19 protein-coding genes are annotated in these 18899 nt (G+C 71.1%); 10 read left to right on the top strand and 9 right to left on the bottom strand.

Annotated elements, in window-relative coordinates; translation table 11 throughout:
• Positions 1 to 10: 10 nt before the first annotated feature.
• Positions 11 to 2719, top strand: coding sequence for a bifunctional acetate--CoA ligase family protein/GNAT family N-acetyltransferase (locus ACZ4SA_RS22330; protein WP_468277212.1), 2709 nt, complete (start codon positions 11 to 13; stop codon positions 2717 to 2719).
• A gap of 470 nt (positions 2720 to 3189) precedes the next feature.
• Here the strand turns inward: ACZ4SA_RS22330 and ACZ4SA_RS22325 are convergent, their stop codons facing one another.
• The 5 genes from ACZ4SA_RS22325 to ACZ4SA_RS22305 form a co-directional block, all read right to left on the bottom strand.
• Positions 3190 to 4044, bottom strand: a complete 855-nt coding sequence (locus ACZ4SA_RS22325) for a DMT family transporter (protein WP_468277209.1) — start codon at positions 4042 to 4044, stop codon at positions 3190 to 3192.
• A gap of 93 nt (positions 4045 to 4137) precedes the next feature.
• A complete protein-coding gene (locus ACZ4SA_RS22320) occupies positions 4138 to 5007 on the bottom strand; it encodes a universal stress protein (RefSeq protein WP_468277208.1) in 870 nt (289 codons plus the stop codon).
• A 151-nt stretch (positions 5008 to 5158) separates the two neighbouring features.
• Positions 5159 to 5440, bottom strand: coding sequence for a DUF1876 domain-containing protein (locus ACZ4SA_RS22315; protein WP_468277206.1), 282 nt, complete (start codon positions 5438 to 5440; stop codon positions 5159 to 5161).
• A 31-nt stretch (positions 5441 to 5471) separates the two neighbouring features.
• A complete protein-coding gene (locus tag ACZ4SA_RS22310) occupies positions 5472 to 5933 on the bottom strand; it encodes a cyclic nucleotide-binding domain-containing protein (RefSeq protein WP_468277204.1) in 462 nt (153 codons plus the stop codon).
• A 268-nt stretch (positions 5934 to 6201) separates the two neighbouring features.
• Positions 6202 to 7083, bottom strand: coding sequence for a universal stress protein (locus ACZ4SA_RS22305; protein WP_468277202.1), 882 nt, complete (start codon positions 7081 to 7083; stop codon positions 6202 to 6204).
• A 308-nt stretch (positions 7084 to 7391) separates the two neighbouring features.
• Here ACZ4SA_RS22305 and ACZ4SA_RS22300 point away from each other — a divergent pair, with 308 nt between their 5' ends.
• The 3 genes from ACZ4SA_RS22300 to ACZ4SA_RS22290 all read left to right on the top strand — a co-directional run bounded on the left by ACZ4SA_RS22300 (position 7392) and on the right by ACZ4SA_RS22290 (position 9796).
• Positions 7392 to 8267 (top strand): universal stress protein, encoded by an 876-nt coding sequence (locus ACZ4SA_RS22300; protein WP_468277200.1) that lies wholly within the window; start codon positions 7392 to 7394, stop codon positions 8265 to 8267.
• A 64-nt stretch (positions 8268 to 8331) separates the two neighbouring features.
• A complete protein-coding gene (locus tag ACZ4SA_RS22295) occupies positions 8332 to 9201 on the top strand; it encodes a CBS domain-containing protein (RefSeq protein WP_468277197.1) in 870 nt (289 codons plus the stop codon).
• 175 nt (positions 9202 to 9376) lie between these two features.
• Entirely contained in the window at positions 9377 to 9796 is a 420-nt protein-coding gene (locus ACZ4SA_RS22290; RefSeq protein ID WP_468277196.1) for a TOBE domain-containing protein, read from the top strand.
• A 92-nt stretch (positions 9797 to 9888) separates the two neighbouring features.
• Here ACZ4SA_RS22290 and ACZ4SA_RS22285 read toward each other — a convergent pair whose 3' ends face one another.
• The gene (locus ACZ4SA_RS22285; protein ID WP_468277194.1) at positions 9889 to 10428 is read right to left on the bottom strand and encodes a TetR/AcrR family transcriptional regulator; all 540 of its coding nucleotides are present in this window, start codon (positions 10426 to 10428) and stop codon (positions 9889 to 9891) included.
• Between the two features lie 97 nt (positions 10429 to 10525).
• Between ACZ4SA_RS22285 and ACZ4SA_RS22280 the strand changes: the two genes are divergently transcribed.
• Positions 10526 to 11437 (top strand): oxidoreductase, encoded by a 912-nt coding sequence (locus ACZ4SA_RS22280; protein WP_468277193.1) that lies wholly within the window; start codon positions 10526 to 10528, stop codon positions 11435 to 11437.
• A gap of 50 nt (positions 11438 to 11487) precedes the next feature.
• Here ACZ4SA_RS22280 and ACZ4SA_RS22275 read toward each other — a convergent pair whose 3' ends face one another.
• The gene (locus ACZ4SA_RS22275) at positions 11488 to 11964 is read right to left on the bottom strand and encodes an aldehyde dehydrogenase family protein (protein ID WP_468277351.1); all 477 of its coding nucleotides are present in this window, start codon (positions 11962 to 11964) and stop codon (positions 11488 to 11490) included.
• 230 nt (positions 11965 to 12194) lie between these two features.
• On the opposite strand from ACZ4SA_RS22275, the gene ACZ4SA_RS22270 reads away from it, so the two are divergent.
• Positions 12195 to 12653 carry an SRPBCC family protein gene (locus ACZ4SA_RS22270; protein WP_468277191.1) on the top strand — a complete coding sequence of 153 codons (459 nt, stop codon included), beginning with the start codon at positions 12195 to 12197 and terminating at the stop codon, positions 12651 to 12653.
• 94 nt (positions 12654 to 12747) lie between these two features.
• Here ACZ4SA_RS22270 and ACZ4SA_RS22265 read toward each other — a convergent pair whose 3' ends face one another.
• Both ACZ4SA_RS22265 and ACZ4SA_RS22260 read right to left on the bottom strand, forming a co-directional pair.
• Positions 12748 to 13017 carry a hypothetical protein gene (locus tag ACZ4SA_RS22265; protein ID WP_468277189.1) on the bottom strand — a complete coding sequence of 90 codons (270 nt, stop codon included), beginning with the start codon at positions 13015 to 13017 and terminating at the stop codon, positions 12748 to 12750.
• A 320-nt stretch (positions 13018 to 13337) separates the two neighbouring features.
• Positions 13338 to 14087, bottom strand: a complete 750-nt coding sequence (locus ACZ4SA_RS22260; protein ID WP_468277187.1) for a TetR/AcrR family transcriptional regulator C-terminal domain-containing protein — start codon at positions 14085 to 14087, stop codon at positions 13338 to 13340.
• Between the two features lie 113 nt (positions 14088 to 14200).
• Between ACZ4SA_RS22260 and ACZ4SA_RS22255 the strand changes: the two genes are divergently transcribed.
• From ACZ4SA_RS22255 to ACZ4SA_RS22240, 4 genes are all read left to right on the top strand, one after another.
• A complete protein-coding gene (locus ACZ4SA_RS22255) occupies positions 14201 to 15412 on the top strand; it encodes a saccharopine dehydrogenase family protein (RefSeq protein ID WP_468277185.1) in 1212 nt (403 codons plus the stop codon).
• 247 nt (positions 15413 to 15659) lie between these two features.
• On the top strand, positions 15660 to 15842 hold the full coding sequence (locus tag ACZ4SA_RS22250; RefSeq protein ID WP_468277183.1) for a hypothetical protein: 183 nt from the start codon (positions 15660 to 15662) through the stop codon (positions 15840 to 15842).
• Positions 15843 to 16073: 231 nt separating this feature from the next.
• Positions 16074 to 18152 (top strand): SpoIIE family protein phosphatase, encoded by a 2079-nt coding sequence (locus ACZ4SA_RS22245; RefSeq protein ID WP_468277181.1) that lies wholly within the window; start codon positions 16074 to 16076, stop codon positions 18150 to 18152.
• Positions 18149 to 18889 (top strand): flavodoxin family protein, encoded by a 741-nt coding sequence (locus tag ACZ4SA_RS22240; protein ID WP_468277179.1) that lies wholly within the window; start codon positions 18149 to 18151, stop codon positions 18887 to 18889. Before ACZ4SA_RS22245 ends, ACZ4SA_RS22240 begins: the two co-directional genes overlap by 4 nt.
• Positions 18890 to 18899 lie beyond the last annotated feature (10 nt).

Here is an 18899-nt window from a genome sequence, read left to right as displayed (position 1 = left end):
GAGGTTCGACATGGCCGAGGACGACCGAACCCCCGAGCCCGTCCACGTGTTGCTTCCGGACGGCACCACTGTGCGGATACGCCCGGTGGTACCCGGCGACGAGGACGCCGTGCGGAGACTCTACGAGGAGATGTCGCCCGAGACCCTGCGCCTGCGGTTCTTCACCCTCAGCCGCGACTCCGGCCGGAAGGCCGCTGAGAGGCTCTGTTCGCGCGCTCGCGCCGGTGCCCGCGCGCTGCTCGCCGAGAGCGGCTCCGAGCTCGTGGGGCTCGCCCAGTACGAGCGGCTCGACGGCGACGGCGACGGCGACGACGGCTCCGACGCGGACGTGGCGCTGGCCGTCGGCGACCGGTGGCACCACCGGGGCGTGGGGACGCTGCTTCTGGAGCACCTCGTGTCCCTGGCCCGCGCCGACGGGATCACGTCCTTCGTCGCGGACGCGCTCTCCGAGAACCGCGAGGTGCTGAAGGTCTTCGCCGACCTCGGGTTGAACGTCAGCCGGCACTTCGAGGGGCCCGAGGTGCACTGCAGGGTCCGGCTCGCCGAGAACGAGACGTATCTGTCAGCCGTCGAGGCGCGGGGGCGGACCGCCGATGTCGCCAGCCTCCGGCCGTTGCTGCGGCCGCGGTCGGTCGTGGTGGTCGGGCCGGGACGGCATCCCGGTTCGGTCGGCCGGGCGGTGCTGCGCAATCTGCGCACGAGTGGGTTCAGCGGGCGGCTTTACGCCGTGCACCCCGAAGCATCCGTGGTCCTGCGCGTGCCGACGTACCGCTCAGTGGCCGCGTTGCCGCAGGCACCCGACCTCGCCGTCGTCGCCGTGCCCGCCCCTGCTGTGCCGGCCGTCGCCGAGGAGTGCGGTGCCCGTGGCGTGCGTGCGCTGCTGGTGCTCTCCGCCGGCTTCGACGCACGGCAGGCGAACGCGCTGCTGTCCGCCTGCCGCCGGCACGGGATGCGGCTCGCGGGCCCCAACTGTCTCGGGCTGGCCAACACGGAAGCGGGTGCAGGGCTCGACGCGACGTTCGCGGCCGACCGCCCCCGCGCGGGCACGGCGGGCGTCGCCGTGCAGTCCGGCGGGGTCGGCATCGCGCTGCTGGCGGGGCTGTCCCGGCTGGGCATCGGGGTGTCGAGCTTCGTGTCGCTCGGCGACAAGTACGACGTCAGCAGCAACGACATGCTGCAGTGGTGGGAATCCGACGGGCACACCGACCTGGCCCTGCTGCACCTGGAGTCCTTCGGCAACCCCCGCGCGTTCTCCCGGACCGCCCGTCGCGTGGCCCGACGCATACCCGTGCTCACCGTCGACGCGGGACGTACGGACGCGGGCCGGCGCGCCGCGGCCTCACACACCGCTGCCGCCGCCACCCCGACCGTGACACGCCGGGCGCTCTTCCGGCAGGCCGGTATCACCGCCACACGGAGCATCGCCGAACTCCTCGACACCGCCACGCTGCTGCACGCGCAGCGGCTGCCCGCCGGACGACGCGTGGCGGTCGTCGCCAACGCCGGCGGCACGGGTGTGCTCGCCGCGGACGCCTGTGTGGAGGCCGGGCTGGACGTGGCGCCCTTCCCGCCGGAGCTGGTGGACAAGCTCCTTGCCGTGCTGCCCACGGGAGCCTGCGCCACCAACCCGGTGGACACCACTGCCGCGGTATCGGAGGACCAACTGCGCGACTTCCTCGACGCACTGACCGCGCACGACGCGGTGGACGCCGTCCTGGTGTCGCTCGTCCCCACCGCCGTCGCCACCGCGACCGGCGACGACCTCACGCGCGCCGTGACCGAGGTCGCCGGTCACCCGGACTGCACGCTCGCCGCCGTGCTGCCCGACCAGGACGTCTCCGTCCGGCTGCTCACCGCCGCTTCCGGCGCGGTTCCCGCCTACGCCGATCCGCAGGCCGCGGCCCGGGCCCTCGCACACGCCGCGGCGCGTTCGGCATGGCTGGCCAGGCCGCCCGGGACCGTTCCCGCCCTCGTCCGCGTCGACGCCCCCACGGCCGTCGCGGCCGTCGAGGCGCATCTCGGCCGCGAGGCCGCGGGCGGGTGGCTGTCCCCCCGGGACTGCGCGGCGCTGCTGGACTGTTACGGCATTCCCCAGCTCCCCTGGGCCTGGGCCCGGACCAGGGACGAGGCGGTGGCAGCGGCCGGGCGGCTACGGGAGGCGGACGGCGCGGTGGTCCTCAAGGCCCACTGGCCCGGACTGGTCCACAAGAGCGAGGAACACGCAGTGCGGCTCGGACTGCGGGGTGACGAGCAGGTGCGCTCGGCATACCGCGACTTCGTGGACCGCTTCGGCGACAAGCTCGACGGCGTGCTGATCCAGCCCATGGCCGAGGGCGGCGTCGAACTCTTCGCAGGCGTCGTGCAGGACGAGGTCTTCGGCCCGCTGGTGCTGTTCGGCCTCGGTGGAACGGCGACCGAGCTCCTGGCCGACCACGCGGCCCGGCTCGCCCCGTTGACGGTCGAGGACGTCCATGACCTGACGGCAGCCCCGCACTGCGCCCCACTGCTCCACGGCTACCGCGGTGCCGACCCCGTCGACCTCGAAGGCATCGAACAGCTGCTCCTGCGACTCTCCCGCATGGCCGCGGACCTGCCGCAGCTCGCCGAGGCCGACTGCAACCCCGTCCTGGCGAGCCCGGCCGGCGTTGCCGTGGCCGACGCCCGCGTGCGACTGGCGCCCCGGCGGCCACACGACCCGTATCTGCGCCGGCTCCGCTGAAGGAAGGCGCGGACACCCCGTGATCGGATCCTCCGCGCACCATCCGCTTCCCGCCCTCCGCTTCCTGGGCCGGGTCATACATGCGGGTTCCTGGGCCGGGTCATACATGCGGGCGAGGAGGACGTGGTGGACATTCGGCCGGATCTCGACGGGCCTGCACTTGAGGAGCTCTGAAGTACCTGTCTTCCCGCCCCGGACACGGTGCCCCGCGCAAACGGACCCGGCGGTGGAGACCGTTCGGCCTTGTGTCCGATGCGACGCGGGCATGATCGAGGAGGGCCGCGCCTGCGGGGGCACTCGGGTGGGGACGGCCGCTCGCTGCCAGCCGGGGCCACCGAGCCGCGGCGCTTCGGTACGGCAGGTGCCGAAGCCGGACGCGGTCGACGACACCTGAGTCATCGGGCAGACCGCGTGCCGCGCCGCTCCGCCGTGCGCCGGCCCCCGGCGGACAGCCCCGCTCCTGCGCAGCCTCAGGTCCGTGCCAGCGGCGAGCGGTCCAGGAGCACGATGCCGACGATCGCGGTGGCTGCCCCCAACGCCTGGACAGCCAGGCCCCAGGTGGACGAGGCGAGCTGCTCTCCGAAGACGGCGATGCCGATCAGCACGGCGCCGATCGGTTCCAGGGTGTCGATGACCGGCAGGCTGATGGCCAGTGAGCCTGCCTGGTAGGAGCTCTGCGAGAAGACCAGGGCCATCACGCCGACGGTGAGCAGAGCGTAGGGCTCCCAGTGGGTCAGTGCGCCGAGCCCGTCGGCGCGGAACCGGCCTGCCGCACTCTTGGTGAGGCTGTCGAGCAGTGCGAGCAAGAGGGCCGCACAGGCCGCGTACAGGGCCGTCCGCGTTGTCGCCCGGCTTCTGCGTCCGATCCGAGCCAGCAGCGCCACCGCGCCGCCGACGACCGTGAGCACCGGTAGCCACTCGTGCCCCGCCAGAACGTCCGACCCCGCGGGGGAGGGCGGAAGGACCGTCAGGAACAGGGTCACGCCCCCCGCCGTGCAGGCGATTCCGGCCATCTCCCGGTAGGTCAGGGGCATGTTGCGGCGCCAGGCGAGCAGCGGCAGGGCGAAGACGAGATCGGTGGCCGCCAGCGGCTGGACCAGGACGAGTGGGCCGAAAGCGAGAGCAAGGCCGAGCAGTGCGTAGGAGGCGATGGTCAGGACCATGCCCGCCAGCCATTTCGGTCGGCGTGCCAGGTCGAGGACCAGCCGCGGCCGCAGCGACTCCCAGGCAGGCGCCTCGCTCGCTGCCTGCTGCTGGAGTACGGACGCGACTCCGAAGGTGAGCGCGGACAGCAGGGCGGCCGGCACCGCGACAGCGGTGTTCACGGGCCCAGCATTCCGGCACGGGTGACCGTGGCGGGATCCGACACGCGAGAGCCGGGGAACGTGGGGGCGCTGCCCAGGTCTGACCGAGGGAGGTCAGTGGTGGGCGACGATGGCGACGGGTGCTGTGCAGTGGTGTATCACCGCGTGGGTGACGGGTCCGACGTGGGCGCCCAGGGGAGACCGGCGGCTTCGCCTGCCGACGACCACGAGCTCCGCGTCGGCGGCGGACTGCACCAGCAGTTGGGAGGGTGCGCCGATGGGCGTCAGCTCGACGACCGTCACCGAAGGGTACTTTCGCTGCCAGGGCGCCAGGAGGTCCCCGAGGCTGCGGGCGATGCCGGGGGCCATGTCGCGCTCGGCTGCTACGAGTGCGGAGGCGTCACGGACGACCGGCGGGAGGGACCAGCCGTAGAGCGCCCGCAGGTGGCCGCCGCGCCGTGCGGCCTCGTCGAACGCGAAGTCAAGGAGTGGGTCACAGGACTGGTGGATGTCGACGCCGACGACCACGTCATGTGCGGATCCGGCTGAAGCGTCCTGGCCGGCACCCTTCGGGACCCGTACGAGAACGACTGGCGGCTCGGTGGCGGTGATCGTCTCCATGGCGACCGACCCGAGGACGAAGCCCATGATCCAGCCCATTCCGCGCGAACCGAGCACCAGCAGGTCGGCCTCGGCCGCCTCTGCAGCCAGGACGGCGGGCGGCCGCCCTGGCGACTGGCGCGTGGCGACTTCCAGGGACGGGTGTTTGCGCCGCAGTTGTTCCGCGGCCTCGGTCAGGAGCTGGTCGGCCCAGCGTCGTTGTATGTCGGCGACGGCCACAGGTTCAGTCGTCCAGACCGGCCACTCGTTCGCGTGCACGAGTCGCAGTGGCACCTCCCGCAGCAGCGCCTCCTGTGCCGCCCATTCGGCGGCGGCGGCGCCTTCGGGCGAACCGTCCAGGCCGGCGGTCACATGGCGGGACATCGGTACCGACCTCCTTCCGGCCGCATGCACGGCCACAGCTACAGGGTCCTGGTGCGGCGCCCTTGCCAGGAAGGGCCGAGCGAACCCTGCGGGACACCCACCCGGGCACACCTCGGTCCTGTACTGGCTGACCGGCTGAGCATGTCCGGTATCAGGGGGCGCCGCGTGTGGCGCCCGGTGCCGACTGCCCGGTCGGCAGGGCCTCCATGTCGCCGTGGGCCGTGGTCATCAGCTGTCGCCCGAGGTCGTTGAGGGCGCGGCCCGCGGCCAGTTCGTCGCCGATCTCCGGCACGTCCCTGTCCTCGGGGTTGCAGCGGGCGACCCCGAGGCCGCTCAGCACGTTGGCCCCCGTGTCCAGTACGACGCGGACTTTCGTCGCCCTGTCCTCTTCGAACAGGTAGAGCCGGATCTTCCACTCCGCTATGCGTGTCATGACGTCTCTCCGTTCGGATACCGCAGGAGGTTCACTGCGGGACCTGCATCTCGCCGCTGCCGTGGGGAGCGTAGAGGTCGAGGAGGCGGATCCGGGTGGCCTGCAGCCGGCGCGCGACGACCTCCAGGACGCGGCGGGTCAGTGCGAGGCCGAAAGCGGGATCCAGATCGCACAGGGCGCGTACGGCTTTGGCGTCGAAGTCGTGGGCCCGCACCAGGCTGAAAGCCTCAGCCCCCAGCCGCCAGTCGTACGGGGGCACCAGCCAGGACCAGCCGAGAAGATCACCGTGGCCCAGCGTCTCCACCGTGGCGGCGCGGCGGCCGTGCGCCTGCAGGTCGAGGGTGACGGCACCGGTGCGGATGATCCAGAAATGGTCGGCCGGGTCGCCCTCGTCGAAGATCCGCGTGCCCGCCGGGAACGAGACCTCGTGCGAGCACGCCATCAGACGGTCCCGGCCCTCCGACGGCAGGCCGTGGAGAAAGGTGCTGTTCATCGGTGTCCTCCCGGGTCCTGGCCGGCGGCTGCTCCATGCGGGTGCCGGCAGTGTCCACGCCTTAAGGCTGCGACAGCGGCCCGCCGCGCGCTTGGGCCATGAGGTCCCCGCTGTGTGCCCATGCGGCCTTGGTTTGCAGCGGGTCGGGTCGTGCCGCGTTGTGCAGGACGGACCGTAGCCGTGTTCTCCCACGAGGGACCCCCGGGGTAGCCGCGGCGATCGCGCCTCGTGTAGTGCGGGCAGAAGACCCTCTTGTCGGGCACGGCCATCAGTGGTGGGCGACGATGGCGACGGGTGCCGGGGAGTGGTGGATCACCGCGTGGGTGATGGGGCCGATGTGAGCCCCCAGAGGGGACTTGCGGATGCGCCGGCCGACGACCACGAGATCGGCGTCGGTGGCGCAGTGGGCCAGTTGCTCTCCCGGAGAGCCCACGAGCGCCCGTTCGACAACGTCCACCGACGGGAACTTCTGCCGCCAGGGCATCAGCAGGTCGGCGAGCGCGCGGTCGACTTCCGCAGCCGCCTCCCGGCGGACTCCCCTGTCGAGCAAGGGATCCTGGGCGAGTGGCAGGGGGAGTGACCAGCCGTACACGGCGCGCAGCGTGCAGTCCCGCCGTGCGGCCTCGTCGAAGGCAAAGGCCAGAAGCGCGTCACAGGGCTGGTGGACGTCCACACCGACGACCAGGTCGCGGTAGGGACCGATACGTGCGGGTGGCGGCACATCGTCCGGCCGTTCGGCCACGCGTACGAGCACGACCGGCCGCTCGGTGGCACTGATCGTGGCCATGCCGATCGAGCCGATGAAGAACCCCGTGATGCGGCCGAGCCCCCGTGAACCGAGCGCCAGCAGGTCCGACTCGCCCGCCTCGGCGGACAGGGCCGCCGGGGGCCGCGCAGACAGCCGGAGGGTGGTGATCTCCAGGCCGGGATGGCGCTCCCGCAGGTCGTTCGCGACCTCGGTCAGCATCTCGTCGGACCAACGCTGCTGCGTCTCGAGACCGCTCACCGGCATGGTGACGGAGATGGGCCAGTCCTCGGCGTAGACGATCCGCAGCGGCACGCTGCGCAACACGGCTTCGTCGGCAGCCCACGCCGCCGCCCAGCGGCTTTCGGGCGAGCCGTCCACGCCGGCGGTCAGATGACGGGTCATGGTGCTGATCTCCTTCTGACCAGGCTCCTCGGTATCGCGGTTACTGCATGTCCAGTCCACCGCACCGGATTCAAGATCGCAGGGGCCGAACAGGCAGCCTCGGGAGCCGAAGGTCCCCGGGCTTGCCGATTCACGGACGAACGGCTCCACGAGGAACGGACGAACGGCTCCACGAGGAACGGACGAACGGCTCCACGGAGGGGACCACTCGGTCCTGCCGCGCCGACCTCCCTCTGCGTAGCCTGCTGGTATGAGCCGGCCGCAGCCGATGGCTGCCGCCACCTGGGATGCAGACCGGTGGAGGAGTTATGACATCTGCCCGTGTACTCCCGGTCGTCTTCGGCGTCGACGCCGTGAACCGGCAGGATGCCGCCCTGGACTGGGCGACCGACGAGGCCGCCCGCCGCGGGGTGCCTCTGCAGTTGGTCCACGCGGTGCTGCCGGTGACCCACCACGTGCGTGGCGTCGAGGAGACCGCCCATCACAAGGCCCTGCGGCAGCTGGGGGACGAGGCGCTCGACAAGGCCGTGGTCCGTGCCCATGAACGGCAGCCGGGTCTTGAGGTGACGACGTTCGTCACGGACGTCGATCCTGCGCAGGCGCTGGTGCGGCAGTCCGCACGGTCGGGGTTGGTGGTCCTGGGCTCGCGTCGGCTGGGGCGGCTGGCGGAGGTGCTCAGCGCGGCTTCCACGACGGTCCCCGTGAGCGCGAACGCCGCCTGCCCGGTGGTTGTCGTGCCGGAAGCCGAGCGCACGGTGGGGGAGCCGCCGTATCTCGTGGCCGGAGTGGACGGCAGCCCGTCGGCAGACGCGGCCCTGGACCATGCCCTGGAAGCCGCCGCCTCGCGAGGTGCCTCGGTACACGCGGTGTGGGTGTGGCAGCGGCCGCTGTGGGCATTCATCGATGAGCAGGCCGCACTCGAGGCGTGCCACAGGCAGTTGCACGAAGCGACCGCCGGGCGGTCCGCTGCCCACCAAGATGTACCGCTGAGTCACACGGTGCTGCGGGGGCATCCGGTCGAGGCACTGGCCGAGGCTGCCGAGCATGCCCTCGCCGTGGTCGTCGGCCGTCGTGGCCGGGAGGGCTTCACCGGCATGCGACTCGGCTCCGTTCCGCACGGTCTGCTGCACAGGGCCGTTTGCCCCGTGATCACCGTGCCCCCATCGGCCCACGAGGGCCGCTGAGCTCTGGCAGCGGGAGACGTGGAGGGCAGGGCCGCCTCGGCCCGAGTGAGTTGAGGAGCCGACCATGAGTGAGCGCGAGAAATCTTCGGCAGGAGCCGAAGCCCGCCGCGCGGTCCCCGGCAGGACGCCGAGGCCCGATGAGCCCCGGCGCGAAGAACTGCTGCTGCGATACCTCGGTGCGGTGGCTTCGGTGTCGGCGAAACAGGCTGCCGCACGCCGGCCTACGGCCTCCGGGGCGGCATCCTCCGAGCCGACGCCGACGATCGGGACTGCTGCGGCCGGCGCTGAGCCCGAGCCTTTGCTGGTCCGTGAGGTCATGGACGTCCCAGCCGCATCGGTGCGCGGAGACGTGCCGTTCCTGGACATCGCCCGGCTTCTGACCCGTGAGCACGTCGGCTGCCTGCCGGTGGTCGACGCAGAGGATCACGTGCTGGGTGTGGTGTCGGAGTCCGATCTGCTGGCCAAAGCCGCCGTCGAGGCGTCGGGGCACAGTCCGGGCGCGCTCGCCCGGTTGAGGGAACGGCGGCTGCACGACAAGGCACGCGGCGAGACCGCCGAGACGTTGATGACCACGCCGGCCGTGTCCGTGTACCCCGGGCAAACGGTCGCCGAAGCGGCCTGGCTGGTGTCCCTGTCCCGTCTCAAGCGTTTGCCGGTGACGGACCACGACGGGCGCCTGGTGGGTGCAGTGCACAGGAACGCCCTGCTCAACGCCCTGATACGTGATGACGCCAGAATCCGCGAGGAGATCGAGTCCAGGATCCTCGCCGACCACTTCCCCGCTGCCGCCCCGAACACCGTGAAGGTCACCGTACGCAACGGTGTGGTCGACCTCAGCGGCCACATGGCGGAGGCCGATGTGCCACGGCTCCTTGCGCAGATCACGGACCTCGACGACGTGACCGAAGTGATCAACCACCTCAGCGGTCCGTGAGTGTCACCACAACGGCCGAACGGCGGCAGAAGGGCGGACCGCCTCCGTCGCGCCGGTCCGAAGGACTCGCAGTCCTCCTCGTGCTCGCGGGGCGGGAAATGATCCAAGAGTGGGGCTACAGTGCTGAAAGGGCGTGCACAAACCAGCCTCCCGGCGCATATTGGGGCGTTCGCTCATGAGCCTGAGTATTCGTAATCAGCTTCCCGGCACCGTCACGTCGGTCACCACCGGCGAAGCCATGGCGACCGTCGGGGTCCGTCTCGAGGGCGGCCAGAACGTCACCGCCGCGATCACGGCCGATGCCGTCGAGGAACTCGGTCTCGGTGAAGGCGCCGCGGTGCGCATCTTGGTGAAGTCCACCGAAGTGGCCCTGGCCACCGGCCCCGTGGACGGGCTGAGCATCCGCAACCAGATGCCCGGCACGGTGACCGACGTGTCGACGGGTGGTGCCATGGCCAGTGTCAAGGTGGACATCGAAGGTGGCAGTCTCACCGCGGCCATCACCAAGGACGCAGCCTCGGACCTCGGTCTCGCGGCCGGCACGTCGGTCGTGGCGCTCGTCAAGTCCACCGAGGTCTCTCTCGCCAACGCCTGACGACGGATCCGCAGTTGACCGGGTGCCCCGCACGTGTCGCGTGCGGGGCACACCGCCTGTGCCTCGCGGTGCAGCAGGGCGCTCTGCCGGTGTCAGGCCAGGACGGAGCGGAGCGCCAGTTCGATCCACCGGTCGCGGGCCGCCGCGGGCAGGGTGTCGTCGGGTGCCGTGGCGGCGATGAGGGCGAAGTCCGCCGTGGTGATGTCCGGGTGGAGGAGGCCACGGGCATGTGCGACGGCGGTGATGCGATCCACTTCGGCGAAACCGCGGCTCTCCATCTCCTGCAGGGCGTCGGCGGCAAGACCCGTCGCGGCCGCCTTGATCGCTTTGTCGGCGGCGGGCTTGGTGATGAGCCACTCGAGCAGGCCGCGCAGTTCCGCGACCGGGTCGGCGCCGTTCTCCACCCGGTCGGCCGCCGCCCGGACATCGGCGACCAGCCGCTCCGTCAGTTCGGCCAGGGCGGCGGCGATCAGGCGGGATTTCGTGGGGAAGTGGCGGTACAGCGTCCCTACGGCGACCCCGGCCTCCGCGGCGATCTCGTCCATCCCCACGCCCTCGCCCCGGGCGGCGAGCAGAGCGCCGGCGGCGGTGAGGATGCGCTCCCGATTGCGCAGTGAGTCGGCACGGACCACTGGAGCCTCCCATTGTCTGCGTACTGCCTGCTTGACCGAACATGAACTGAGGTTCACTATAAATGGTGAACCTCAGTTCATGTTAAGGAGATGCCCCATGACCGGCTGGACCGAAGAACACGTCCCCCGCCTCGCCGACGGCACCCTCGCCGTGGTGACCGGCGCCAACGCCGGACTCGGGCTCCACACCACCCGCGTCCTCGCCCAGCAGGGGGCGACCGTGGTGATGGCCTGCCGCAATGAGGGGAAGGCCGCTGCCGCACGCCGGTCGCTCCTCGGCCTCGGCATCGACCCCACCCGCCTGCGCACGGCACCGCTGGACCTCGCGGACCAGGAGTCGATCGCGCGATTCGCCGAGAACCTGCCGGACGACCGCATCGACCTGCTCATCAACAACGCGGGTCTGATGGCCATGCCCCGCTCCCGGACGGTCGACGGCTTCGAGACCCAGTTCGGCGTCAACCACCTGGGCCACATGGCCCTCACGCTCCGGCTCCTGCCGCGGCTGAACGCCACACCGGGTGCCCGCGTCGTGACCCTCACCAGCATGGGACACCGCCCCGGCCGTATCCGGCTGGACGACCCGAACTTCGAGCGCGGCCGCTACAACCGCTGGACCGCCTACTTCCAGTCCAAGCTGGCGAACATGCTCTTCGCCGCCGAACTCGCCCGGCGCAACGAGGGCCGCGGCGCCCTGTCCCTCGCCGCGCACCCCGGCTACGCGGCCACCGAGCTAGGCAAGGACAACGGCGTACAGGCGCGGATGCTCTCCCTGTTCGACAGGGTCGCCGCGCAGCCCGCCGCCGCCGGCGCCTGGCCGACCCTGCGCGCCGCGACCGACCCGGCCGCACACAACGGCACCCTCTACGGTCCGCGCCGACTGGTCTTCGGGCCCGCAGGACCGGAGACGCCCAGCCGCACGGCACGCCGACGGGATCTGGCGGCGCGGCTGTGGGACCTCTCGCTCGAGCTGCTCGCCCCGGCCAAGGCCGAAGACCCGCTGCGCTGATGCGCGTCGCCGGCCGCTCCCGCCATCTGCTCCTGCCGGGCGGTGCCTGTTCACAGCATGACGTGTTTGACCTGCGTGTAGTCCAGCAGACCTGCCATCGACAGGTCGCTGCCGTATCCGGAGTGCCGCACGCCGCCGTGCGGCATCTCCGAGACCGTGGTCCCATGCGTGTTCACCCACACGATGCCCGTGTGCAGCGCCCGCGTCGCCCGCATGGCGCGGTCGTGATCGGCGGTCCAGACGCTCGCCGCGAGGCCGTAGCAAGTGTCGTTCGCGAGACGCACAGCCTCCTGCTCGTCGGTGAAGGACTGAACGGTGACAACGGGTCCGAAGATCTCCTCCTGCACGATCACGCGAGGACGTTGGCGGGGCGCCAGGGGAGCTGGCCCGTGAAACGCGGTATCGAGGCGGGGGAGTTCGCCGACTGCGACGTCGACGCCGTCAGCACGACGCTCCTCGCCCTGTGCGACGGCTTCGGCATCCGCCTGATGCTGGGCGACCCACGGGTCACCGTCGACTCGGCGCAGGGGGTGATCTGGGCGACGGCAGCCGGGGCGCTGAAGGTCGCGCCGGAGTTCCCGCAGCTGTGATGCCTGCGGCCCAGGGCTCTCGTGTCTCCGTTCTCCGGCGACGGGGGCGCCGCCGACGGGCCGGGGTAAGCGGGCATCATCGCGGCGGCCCCGGGTACCCGCCTTCTCGTCCCCGACCGCGCGGCGGAAAGCCCCCGCGTGACGGTCGAAGCTGGAGGAGGCACAACATGAGCATGGTGAAGGAGTCCGTGGACGTGGACGTCCCGCTGCACACCGCTTACAACCAGTGGACGATGTTCGAGGATTTCCCCCGGTTCATGGAGGGAGTCGAAGAGGTCCGGCAGGTCGACGACCGGCACAACCACTGGACGACGAAGATCGGTGGCGTGCGCCGAGAGTTCGACACCGAGATCGTCGACCAGCTGCCCGACGAGCGGATCGCCTGGCGTACCACCAGCGGGGAGACCCGCCAGATGGGCATGGTCCGCTTCCAGCGCCTGGACGACAGCCACACCCGTGTGGAGCTCGTCATGGACGTCGAACCCCACGGCATGGCCGAGAAGGCCGCCAGCGCGTCCGGCATGATCGACCGACGCGTCAAGGGCGACATGAAGCGTTTCAAGGAGTTCATCGAGCACCAGGGCGGAGAGTCGGGCGGCTGGCGCGGCCGGGTGACTCCTGGGTGAGCGTCGCACCCCACGACCGACGCGTGTGCCGGGGTTCCCCACCGCTGGGGGTGCCCCGGCACGCCTGCGGGGCGGCTCGACCAGCTCCCGGCCGTCAGGGGCTGTCGCCCTCCCAGTCGAATCGCTGGGCATCCGCGATACGCGGCCCGTACAGAGCCCGACCGCCGGCTCCGTAGCGGCCGAGTTCGGTGGGCAGGGCCGCGCCTTCGTGGAGTTGCCCGGCTGTCCAGCCGGTGACGTCCAGCAGCAGCCCGTCGAGCGGACCGCCGACCAGTTCGACGTAGGCGCGCCCCGGCCGGGGCCCGGGATCGGGATCGTCGTGATCGGCTCCGTAGACACGCCCCCGCATGATCTGCTCGTCCATGCGGGAAGCATCGCAGCCGCCACTGACATTGATACCGGTAGGCGGGTACGCGGTGATATGGGTGAGCGGGTACGCGGTCAGGACGCTGCGCGGTCGGTACCGGCGGCGGTCGACGCACGCTCCGGCACCGCGCCGGGGCTCGGAACGAGCTGCAGGGCTGCACGAGGGGCGGGGCGTGGAGTGCGGCGGCGGGGACGAGGAGCGGTGATGGCGAAGGCCTACCGGATCGGTGCGGGCACGAAGGCACATGGTGTGCGGCGGGACACCGACCGGACCTGACCTCCGGAGGCCGAAGGCGCGGCAGCAGATGGAAGTTGACGTCACGTCAAGTTCGCAATGCCCCTGTCGCGTTTTGCCGGCCGGTCGCGCCGGACCGCTGTGAGCGTCGCCTCCGCGCTGTCCAGCAGCATGTCCAGAGCATGCGGATACGCGCTCTCGTTCATGCGGGCGACGAGTAGCGGCGCCGTGGCGGCGATGTTCGGGTGGGTGTCCGCGGGCAGCCCGGCATAGGTCGCCTGCCAGACCGTCTCGTCAGCGGTCCGGGCCGTGTCCGGAAGAGCGAGGCTCGCGGCGTCGAGCGCCGCGAAGGCGAGCGTCTGGTCGATGAAGGCCTGGTAGATCCGCACCGCTTCCGGATCGGGGAATCCGGCGGAGCGCAGTACGCCGAGGATCGTCTCGTCTGCGGCGATCTCGTTCGCCCGGCCGCTGACCCGGCTGGCCGTGAGGACAGCGGCCTGCGGGTGGGCGAGATAGGCGGAGTGGATCCGCAGCCCGAGATCTCTCAGGTCGGCACGCCAGCCGCCCACGGACCGCCGTCCCCGCATCGCCCGGCCCATCAGCTCGTCGGCTATCGCCAGCGTCAGATCGTCGGTGCCGCGGAAGTACCGGTACAGGCTGCTCGGGTCGGCCCCCAGCGCGGTGCCGAGGCGCCGCACCGTCAATCCTTCCCGGCCGTGTTCCTTCAGCATCCGCAGCGCCGTATCCACGATCAGCTGCTCCGAAAGAACCACGCCGTTCTTCGTCGGCCGCCTGCGCCGGCGCGCCGACTCCGTCACCACCTGCTTCGCCATGAGGGCTCCCTCCGTCCTCCGTCCAGCTTATGCCAACGTGATTGACGTGTTGCGAAGAGGGCGCGTTTCATGGCTGCACCAGGGCTGCTGGCCCCCGAGGAAAGGCGTTTCTCATGCGAGTACTGCTGGTCGGCGCGGGCGGTGTGGGTACCGCGATCACCAAGATCGCCGCCCGTCGGTCATTCTTCGACCACATCGTCGTCGCCGACTACGACCTGTCACGTGCCGAGGCGGCGGTCGCCGCGCTCGGCGAGGACGAAACCCGTTTCAGCGCGGTCCGGGTCGACGCCTCCGACCGGGAGGCGGTCACCTCGCTGCTCGTGGCCCAACGGTGCGACGTGCTGCTGAACGCCACCGATCCGAGATTCGTGATGCCGCTCTTCGAGGCCTCGCTCGAGGCACGGGCGCACTACGTCGACATGGCGATGTCACTGTCGTACCCGCATCCCGACCGCCCCTACGAGGAGTGCGGGGTCAAGCTCGGCGACGCGCAGTTCGAGCGTGCCGCGGAGTGGGAGAAGGCGGGGCGGCTGGCACTCGTCGGCGTCGGGGTCGAGCCGGGGCTCTCCGACGTGTTCGCCCGGTACGCGGCGGACGAACTGTTCGACACGATCGACGAGATCGGCGTCCGCGACGGGGCGAACCTGACCGTCGACGGCTACGACTTCGCCCCCTCCTTCTCCATCTGGACCACCATCGAGGAGTGCCTCAACCCGCCGGTGATCTGGGAGAAGGACCGGGGCTGGTTCACCACGGCGCCCTTCAGCGAGCCCGAGGTCTTCGACTTCCCCGGGGGCATCGGCCCAGTCGAGTGCGTCAACGTCGAGCACGAGGAGGTGCTGCTGATCCCGCGCTGGGTGGACGCCGGCAGGGTCACGTTCAAGTACGGTCTCGGTGACGACTTCATCGAGACCCTGAAGACGCTGCACAAGCTCGGCCTCGACCGCACGGACAAGGTGACCGTCCCGGGCGGGGCGCAGGTGTCCCCGCGCGACGTCGTCGCCGCCTGTCTGCCGGACCCGGCCACGCTCGGCGACCGGATGCACGGCAAGACCTGCGCCGGCACCTGGGTGAAGGGAACCAAGGACGACGCCCCGCGCGAGGTGTACCTGTACCACGTGGTCGACAACCAGTGGTCGATGCGCGAGTACGGATCGCAGGCAGTCGTCTGGCAGACGGCGATCAACCCCGTCGTCGCCCTGGAGCTCGTCGCGAGCGGCGTGTGGGCGGGATCCGGCGTCCGCGGCCCGGAAGCCCTCCCGCCGGTGCCCTTCCTCGACCTGTTGAACGAGTACGGCTCTCCGTGGGGCCTGCGCGAGCAGTAACGGTACCCGCAGGGCCGCGGGGCGCATACGCCCCGACGCGCAAGGAGAGTTGCCGAACGGCCGGTCGCGTCGTTCGACGTGCTCCTTCGTCCCCGCGCGGCGGTCGCCGGTGGCTGTCCGTGATGGCCTCGGCGAGGCCGCGACGGGCGGCCACGACCACTGGCCGGCGCGTGCCGGCAGGGACGGCCGCCGCGGCGGCGGGTATCGCCGTGCTCATGCCGCTGGTGCCGTTCCTGCTGGAGATGAGATGAGAGCCCTCCAGCGCATCGGCAAGGCCACGTACGGCACGCTGGCCGGCCTGGAGTCCGCCGTCAGCCTGCTGGCGGGCATGGTCCGCATCGCGCAGACGCCGGCGGTGCTGCAGGTGGCCGGAACGGCATGGGTCGTCACCGCCGGCATCGGCGCGACCCGGGCCGAGTCACGGTGCTGAACGGGGCTCCCGCACGAGGGGCGCGTCACCGCACCGGCCACGCGAAGGCCGCGGCACGACACCGGCCCCGCGCGGGCGCGGCGTCCCGGCTTACGCGCAGGCTTCGACCTCTGCACAATGGGACGAAAAGGATGTCTTGCCCTCGCCCCGCCTCCCGCGGATAAGGCAAGGGCCCGGGCGTCGTGCAGCAGAAGGGACAGTCACGTGCCGTCAGACCGGTCGGGGAACGGGATGGATCCCACGCCGCTCTGGTCCGAGCCCGGGACACTGCTGGAGCACATCCCGGTAGCCGTTTTCGGCATGGACGAGGACGACCGGATCTGCCATTGGGGTCCCGGTGCGAAGGACCTCTTCGGGTACGACGCCGCCTCGGCGCTGTCCCGGCCTGCCGGCATGCTCTTCCCCGAGCCGCCCCCGGGCGAACAGCCCGCGTCCCAGCGGCTGGGGGAGCGGGGCAGGACCCTCGGATACTGGCGGGTCCGGCATCGCGCCCGGCACCGGGACGGCACCGTCTTCCCGTGCGGCTTCCGGGCTTTCCCGGTGACCGGCACCGGGGCCGGTTCCGTCGTCGTGGTCCTGGCCAGCCGCGGCGACGAGCTCGACCGGGTGAAGACCAACCTCGCGTTCCTCGACGCCCTCTTCGAGACCTGTCCCATCGGCCTGGTCATGCTCGACGAGGAGCTGCGGTACGTCCACGTCAACCATGCGCTCGCCGAGATGGACGGCCTGTCCATCGAGGAGCACCTCGGCCGGCGCATGGACGAGGTCCTGCTCACCACCGACGGAGGGGAGTTTCCGCGGATGCTCCGCGCGGTCGCTGCCGGCGGCCCGCCTGTCGTGGGGGAACTGGTCGGTCTGCGTACACCGGGCCACCCGGACCGCGACCAGGTGCGGTCGGTGAGTCTGTTCCCGCTCAGCCGGGCAGGCGACACCCGGCCCGGAGTGGGCGGGCTGCTCCTGGACGTGACCGACCGCGAGCAGGCCATCGTCGAAGCGACGGCGACCCGGCGGAGGCTGGCGCTGCTCAACCGCGCCACCGCCCGCATCGGTACCACCCTCGACGTGGAGGTGACTGCCCGGGAACTCGTCGCGGCAGCGGTACCGGACTTCGCGGATGCCTCTGTCGTCGAAGTCGTGCAGTGGATGGACGAATCCGAGGTGTTCGACCCGGAACTGCCGCTGATCACCCACAGGATCGCCTCAGGAACCATCCTTCCCCCGCCCGCCACCGAGCTCGTGAGCGGGCTCGAGATCGTGACCTACCCGCCGGGCTCCAGCATCCACCGGATGCTGCGCACGGGCCTGCCCGTATCCGTCCCCGTGGACGCCGACTTCGTCACCACGACCGTGATGGACCAGAACCGTGCCCAGCTCCTGGTCGACAGCGGTCTGAGCCGGCTTCTCCTCGCGCCCCTGATCGCCCGGGGCACTGTCCAGGGCATCACCATGTTCGGCCGCTCCGCCGCTCGGCCCCCCTTCACGGAGCAGGACCTCACTCTCGCCGGGGAGCTCGCCTCCCGCGCCGCGCTGTGTCTCGACAACGCACGCCTCTACAGCCGGGTCCAGCACATCGCGCTCACCCTCCAACGCGCGCTGCTGCCCTCTGCCCTCGCCACCAGCTCCTCTGTGGAGGTGGCCCATCGCTACGTCCCTGGCAGCCACCTCACCGAGGTCGGCGGCGACTGGTACGACGTGATCAACCTGCCGGGCGACCGCGTCGCACTCGTCGTCGGCGACGTCATGGGACACGGAGTGCCCGCCGCCGCCGCCATGGGCAGGCTGCGCATCACCGCCAAGGCACTCGCGAGGAGCAACCAGGAACCGGACGGTCTCCTCGGTGAACTGGACGCCTGCGCCCAGGAGGCCGGCATCGAACTGGCGACATGCCTCTACATCCTCTACGACCCCGCGACCGGCCGCGCCCGTATCGCCAACGCCGGCCACCCGCCGCCGCTGGTCCTCCACCCGGACGGCACGGTCAGGACGATCAGCGATGTGCTGGGAGTCCCCCTCGGGGTCGGCGGCCTTCCCTTCGAGACGCTCGACATCGACCTGCCCGACGGCGCCGTTCTCGCGCTCTACACCGACGGTCTCATCGAAGCGCGCGGCCAGGACATCGAGGACGGCATGGCCGCCGCCCGCGCCGAACTGCGACGGGCACCGGCAGATCTGGAGGAGGCGGCGGACACCATCCTGTCCCGTCTGCGTCCCGACCCTCCCGACGACGACACGGTGCTCGTCCTCGCACGCGTGCGGCGCCGGCAGCAGTACGCTCCCGGCGACAGCCCCACCCCAGGAGCGACTCCATGACCGTCCCCGCCGCCTCGCCGTCCACCGACGGCGGCCTGCGCTACGACGACCTGCGCGCGCTGTTCGTCAACTGCACCCTCAAACGCTCCCCTGAGGTCAGCAACACCCAGGGACTGATCGACAAGAGCCGCGCGGTGATGGAGGCCAACGGTGTCACCACCGAACTGGTCCGGGCCGTCGACCACGACATCGCGACCGGTGTCTGGCCGGACATGACCGAGCACGGCTGGGCCACGGACGCGTGGCCGGCGCTGTACGAGCGCGTGATGGCCGCCGACATCCTGGTCCTGGCGGGGCCCATCTGGCTCGGTGACAACAGCTCGGTGACGAAACAGGTCGTCGAACGGCTCTACGCCTGCTCGAGCCTGCTCAACGACCGTGGACAGTACGCCTATTACGGCCGGGTGGGCGGCTGTCTGATCACCGGCAACGAGGACGGCGTCAAACACTGCGCGATGAATGTCCTCTACAGCCTCCAGCACCTCGGCTACACCATTCCCCCGCAGGCCGACGCGGGCTGGATCGGCGAGGCCGGGCCGGGGCCCTCGTATCTCGACGACGGCTCCGGAGGCCCGGAGAACGACTTCACCAACCGCAACACCACCTTCATGACCTGGAACCTGATGCACCTGGCGGCCCTGCTCAGGCGCGCCGGCGGAATCCCCGCCCACGGCAACCAGCGGTCCGAGTGGGACGCGGGCTGCCGTTTCGACTTCCCCAACCCCGAACACCGCTGAACGCTCCCAC

The organism is Streptomyces sp. NPDC027962, assembly GCF_055566095.1.
This window is presented reverse-complemented; position numbering and strand designations above follow the sequence as displayed.

Coding starts and splice junctions, on each gene's coding strand:
- ACZ4SA_RS22270 (WP_468277191.1), top strand. CDS start 12,195: ATGAGCATGGTGAAGGAGTCCGTGGACGTGGACGTCCCGCTGCACACC.
- ACZ4SA_RS22265 (WP_468277189.1), bottom strand. CDS start 13,017: ATGGACGAGCAGATCATGCGGGGGCGTGTCTACGGAGCCGATCACGAC.
- ACZ4SA_RS22290 (WP_468277196.1), top strand. CDS start 9,377: ATGAGCCTGAGTATTCGTAATCAGCTTCCCGGCACCGTCACGTCGGTC.
- ACZ4SA_RS22255 (WP_468277185.1), top strand. CDS start 14,201: ATGCGAGTACTGCTGGTCGGCGCGGGCGGTGTGGGTACCGCGATCACC.
- ACZ4SA_RS22295 (WP_468277197.1), top strand. CDS start 8,332: ATGAGTGAGCGCGAGAAATCTTCGGCAGGAGCCGAAGCCCGCCGCGCG.
- ACZ4SA_RS22240 (WP_468277179.1), top strand. CDS start 18,149: ATGACCGTCCCCGCCGCCTCGCCGTCCACCGACGGCGGCCTGCGCTAC.
- ACZ4SA_RS22305 (WP_468277202.1), bottom strand. CDS start 7,083: ATGACCCGTCATCTGACCGCCGGCGTGGACGGCTCGCCCGAAAGCCGC.
- ACZ4SA_RS22310 (WP_468277204.1), bottom strand. CDS start 5,933: ATGAACAGCACCTTTCTCCACGGCCTGCCGTCGGAGGGCCGGGACCGT.
- ACZ4SA_RS22315 (WP_468277206.1), bottom strand. CDS start 5,440: ATGACACGCATAGCGGAGTGGAAGATCCGGCTCTACCTGTTCGAAGAG.
- ACZ4SA_RS22330 (WP_468277212.1), top strand. CDS start 11: ATGGCCGAGGACGACCGAACCCCCGAGCCCGTCCACGTGTTGCTTCCG.
- ACZ4SA_RS22260 (WP_468277187.1), bottom strand. CDS start 14,087: ATGGCGAAGCAGGTGGTGACGGAGTCGGCGCGCCGGCGCAGGCGGCCG.
- ACZ4SA_RS22245 (WP_468277181.1), top strand. CDS start 16,074: ATGGATCCCACGCCGCTCTGGTCCGAGCCCGGGACACTGCTGGAGCAC.
- ACZ4SA_RS22300 (WP_468277200.1), top strand. CDS start 7,392: ATGACATCTGCCCGTGTACTCCCGGTCGTCTTCGGCGTCGACGCCGTG.
- ACZ4SA_RS22320 (WP_468277208.1), bottom strand. CDS start 5,007: ATGTCCCGCCATGTGACCGCCGGCCTGGACGGTTCGCCCGAAGGCGCC.
- ACZ4SA_RS22250 (WP_468277183.1), top strand. CDS start 15,660: ATGAGAGCCCTCCAGCGCATCGGCAAGGCCACGTACGGCACGCTGGCC.
- ACZ4SA_RS22280 (WP_468277193.1), top strand. CDS start 10,526: ATGACCGGCTGGACCGAAGAACACGTCCCCCGCCTCGCCGACGGCACC.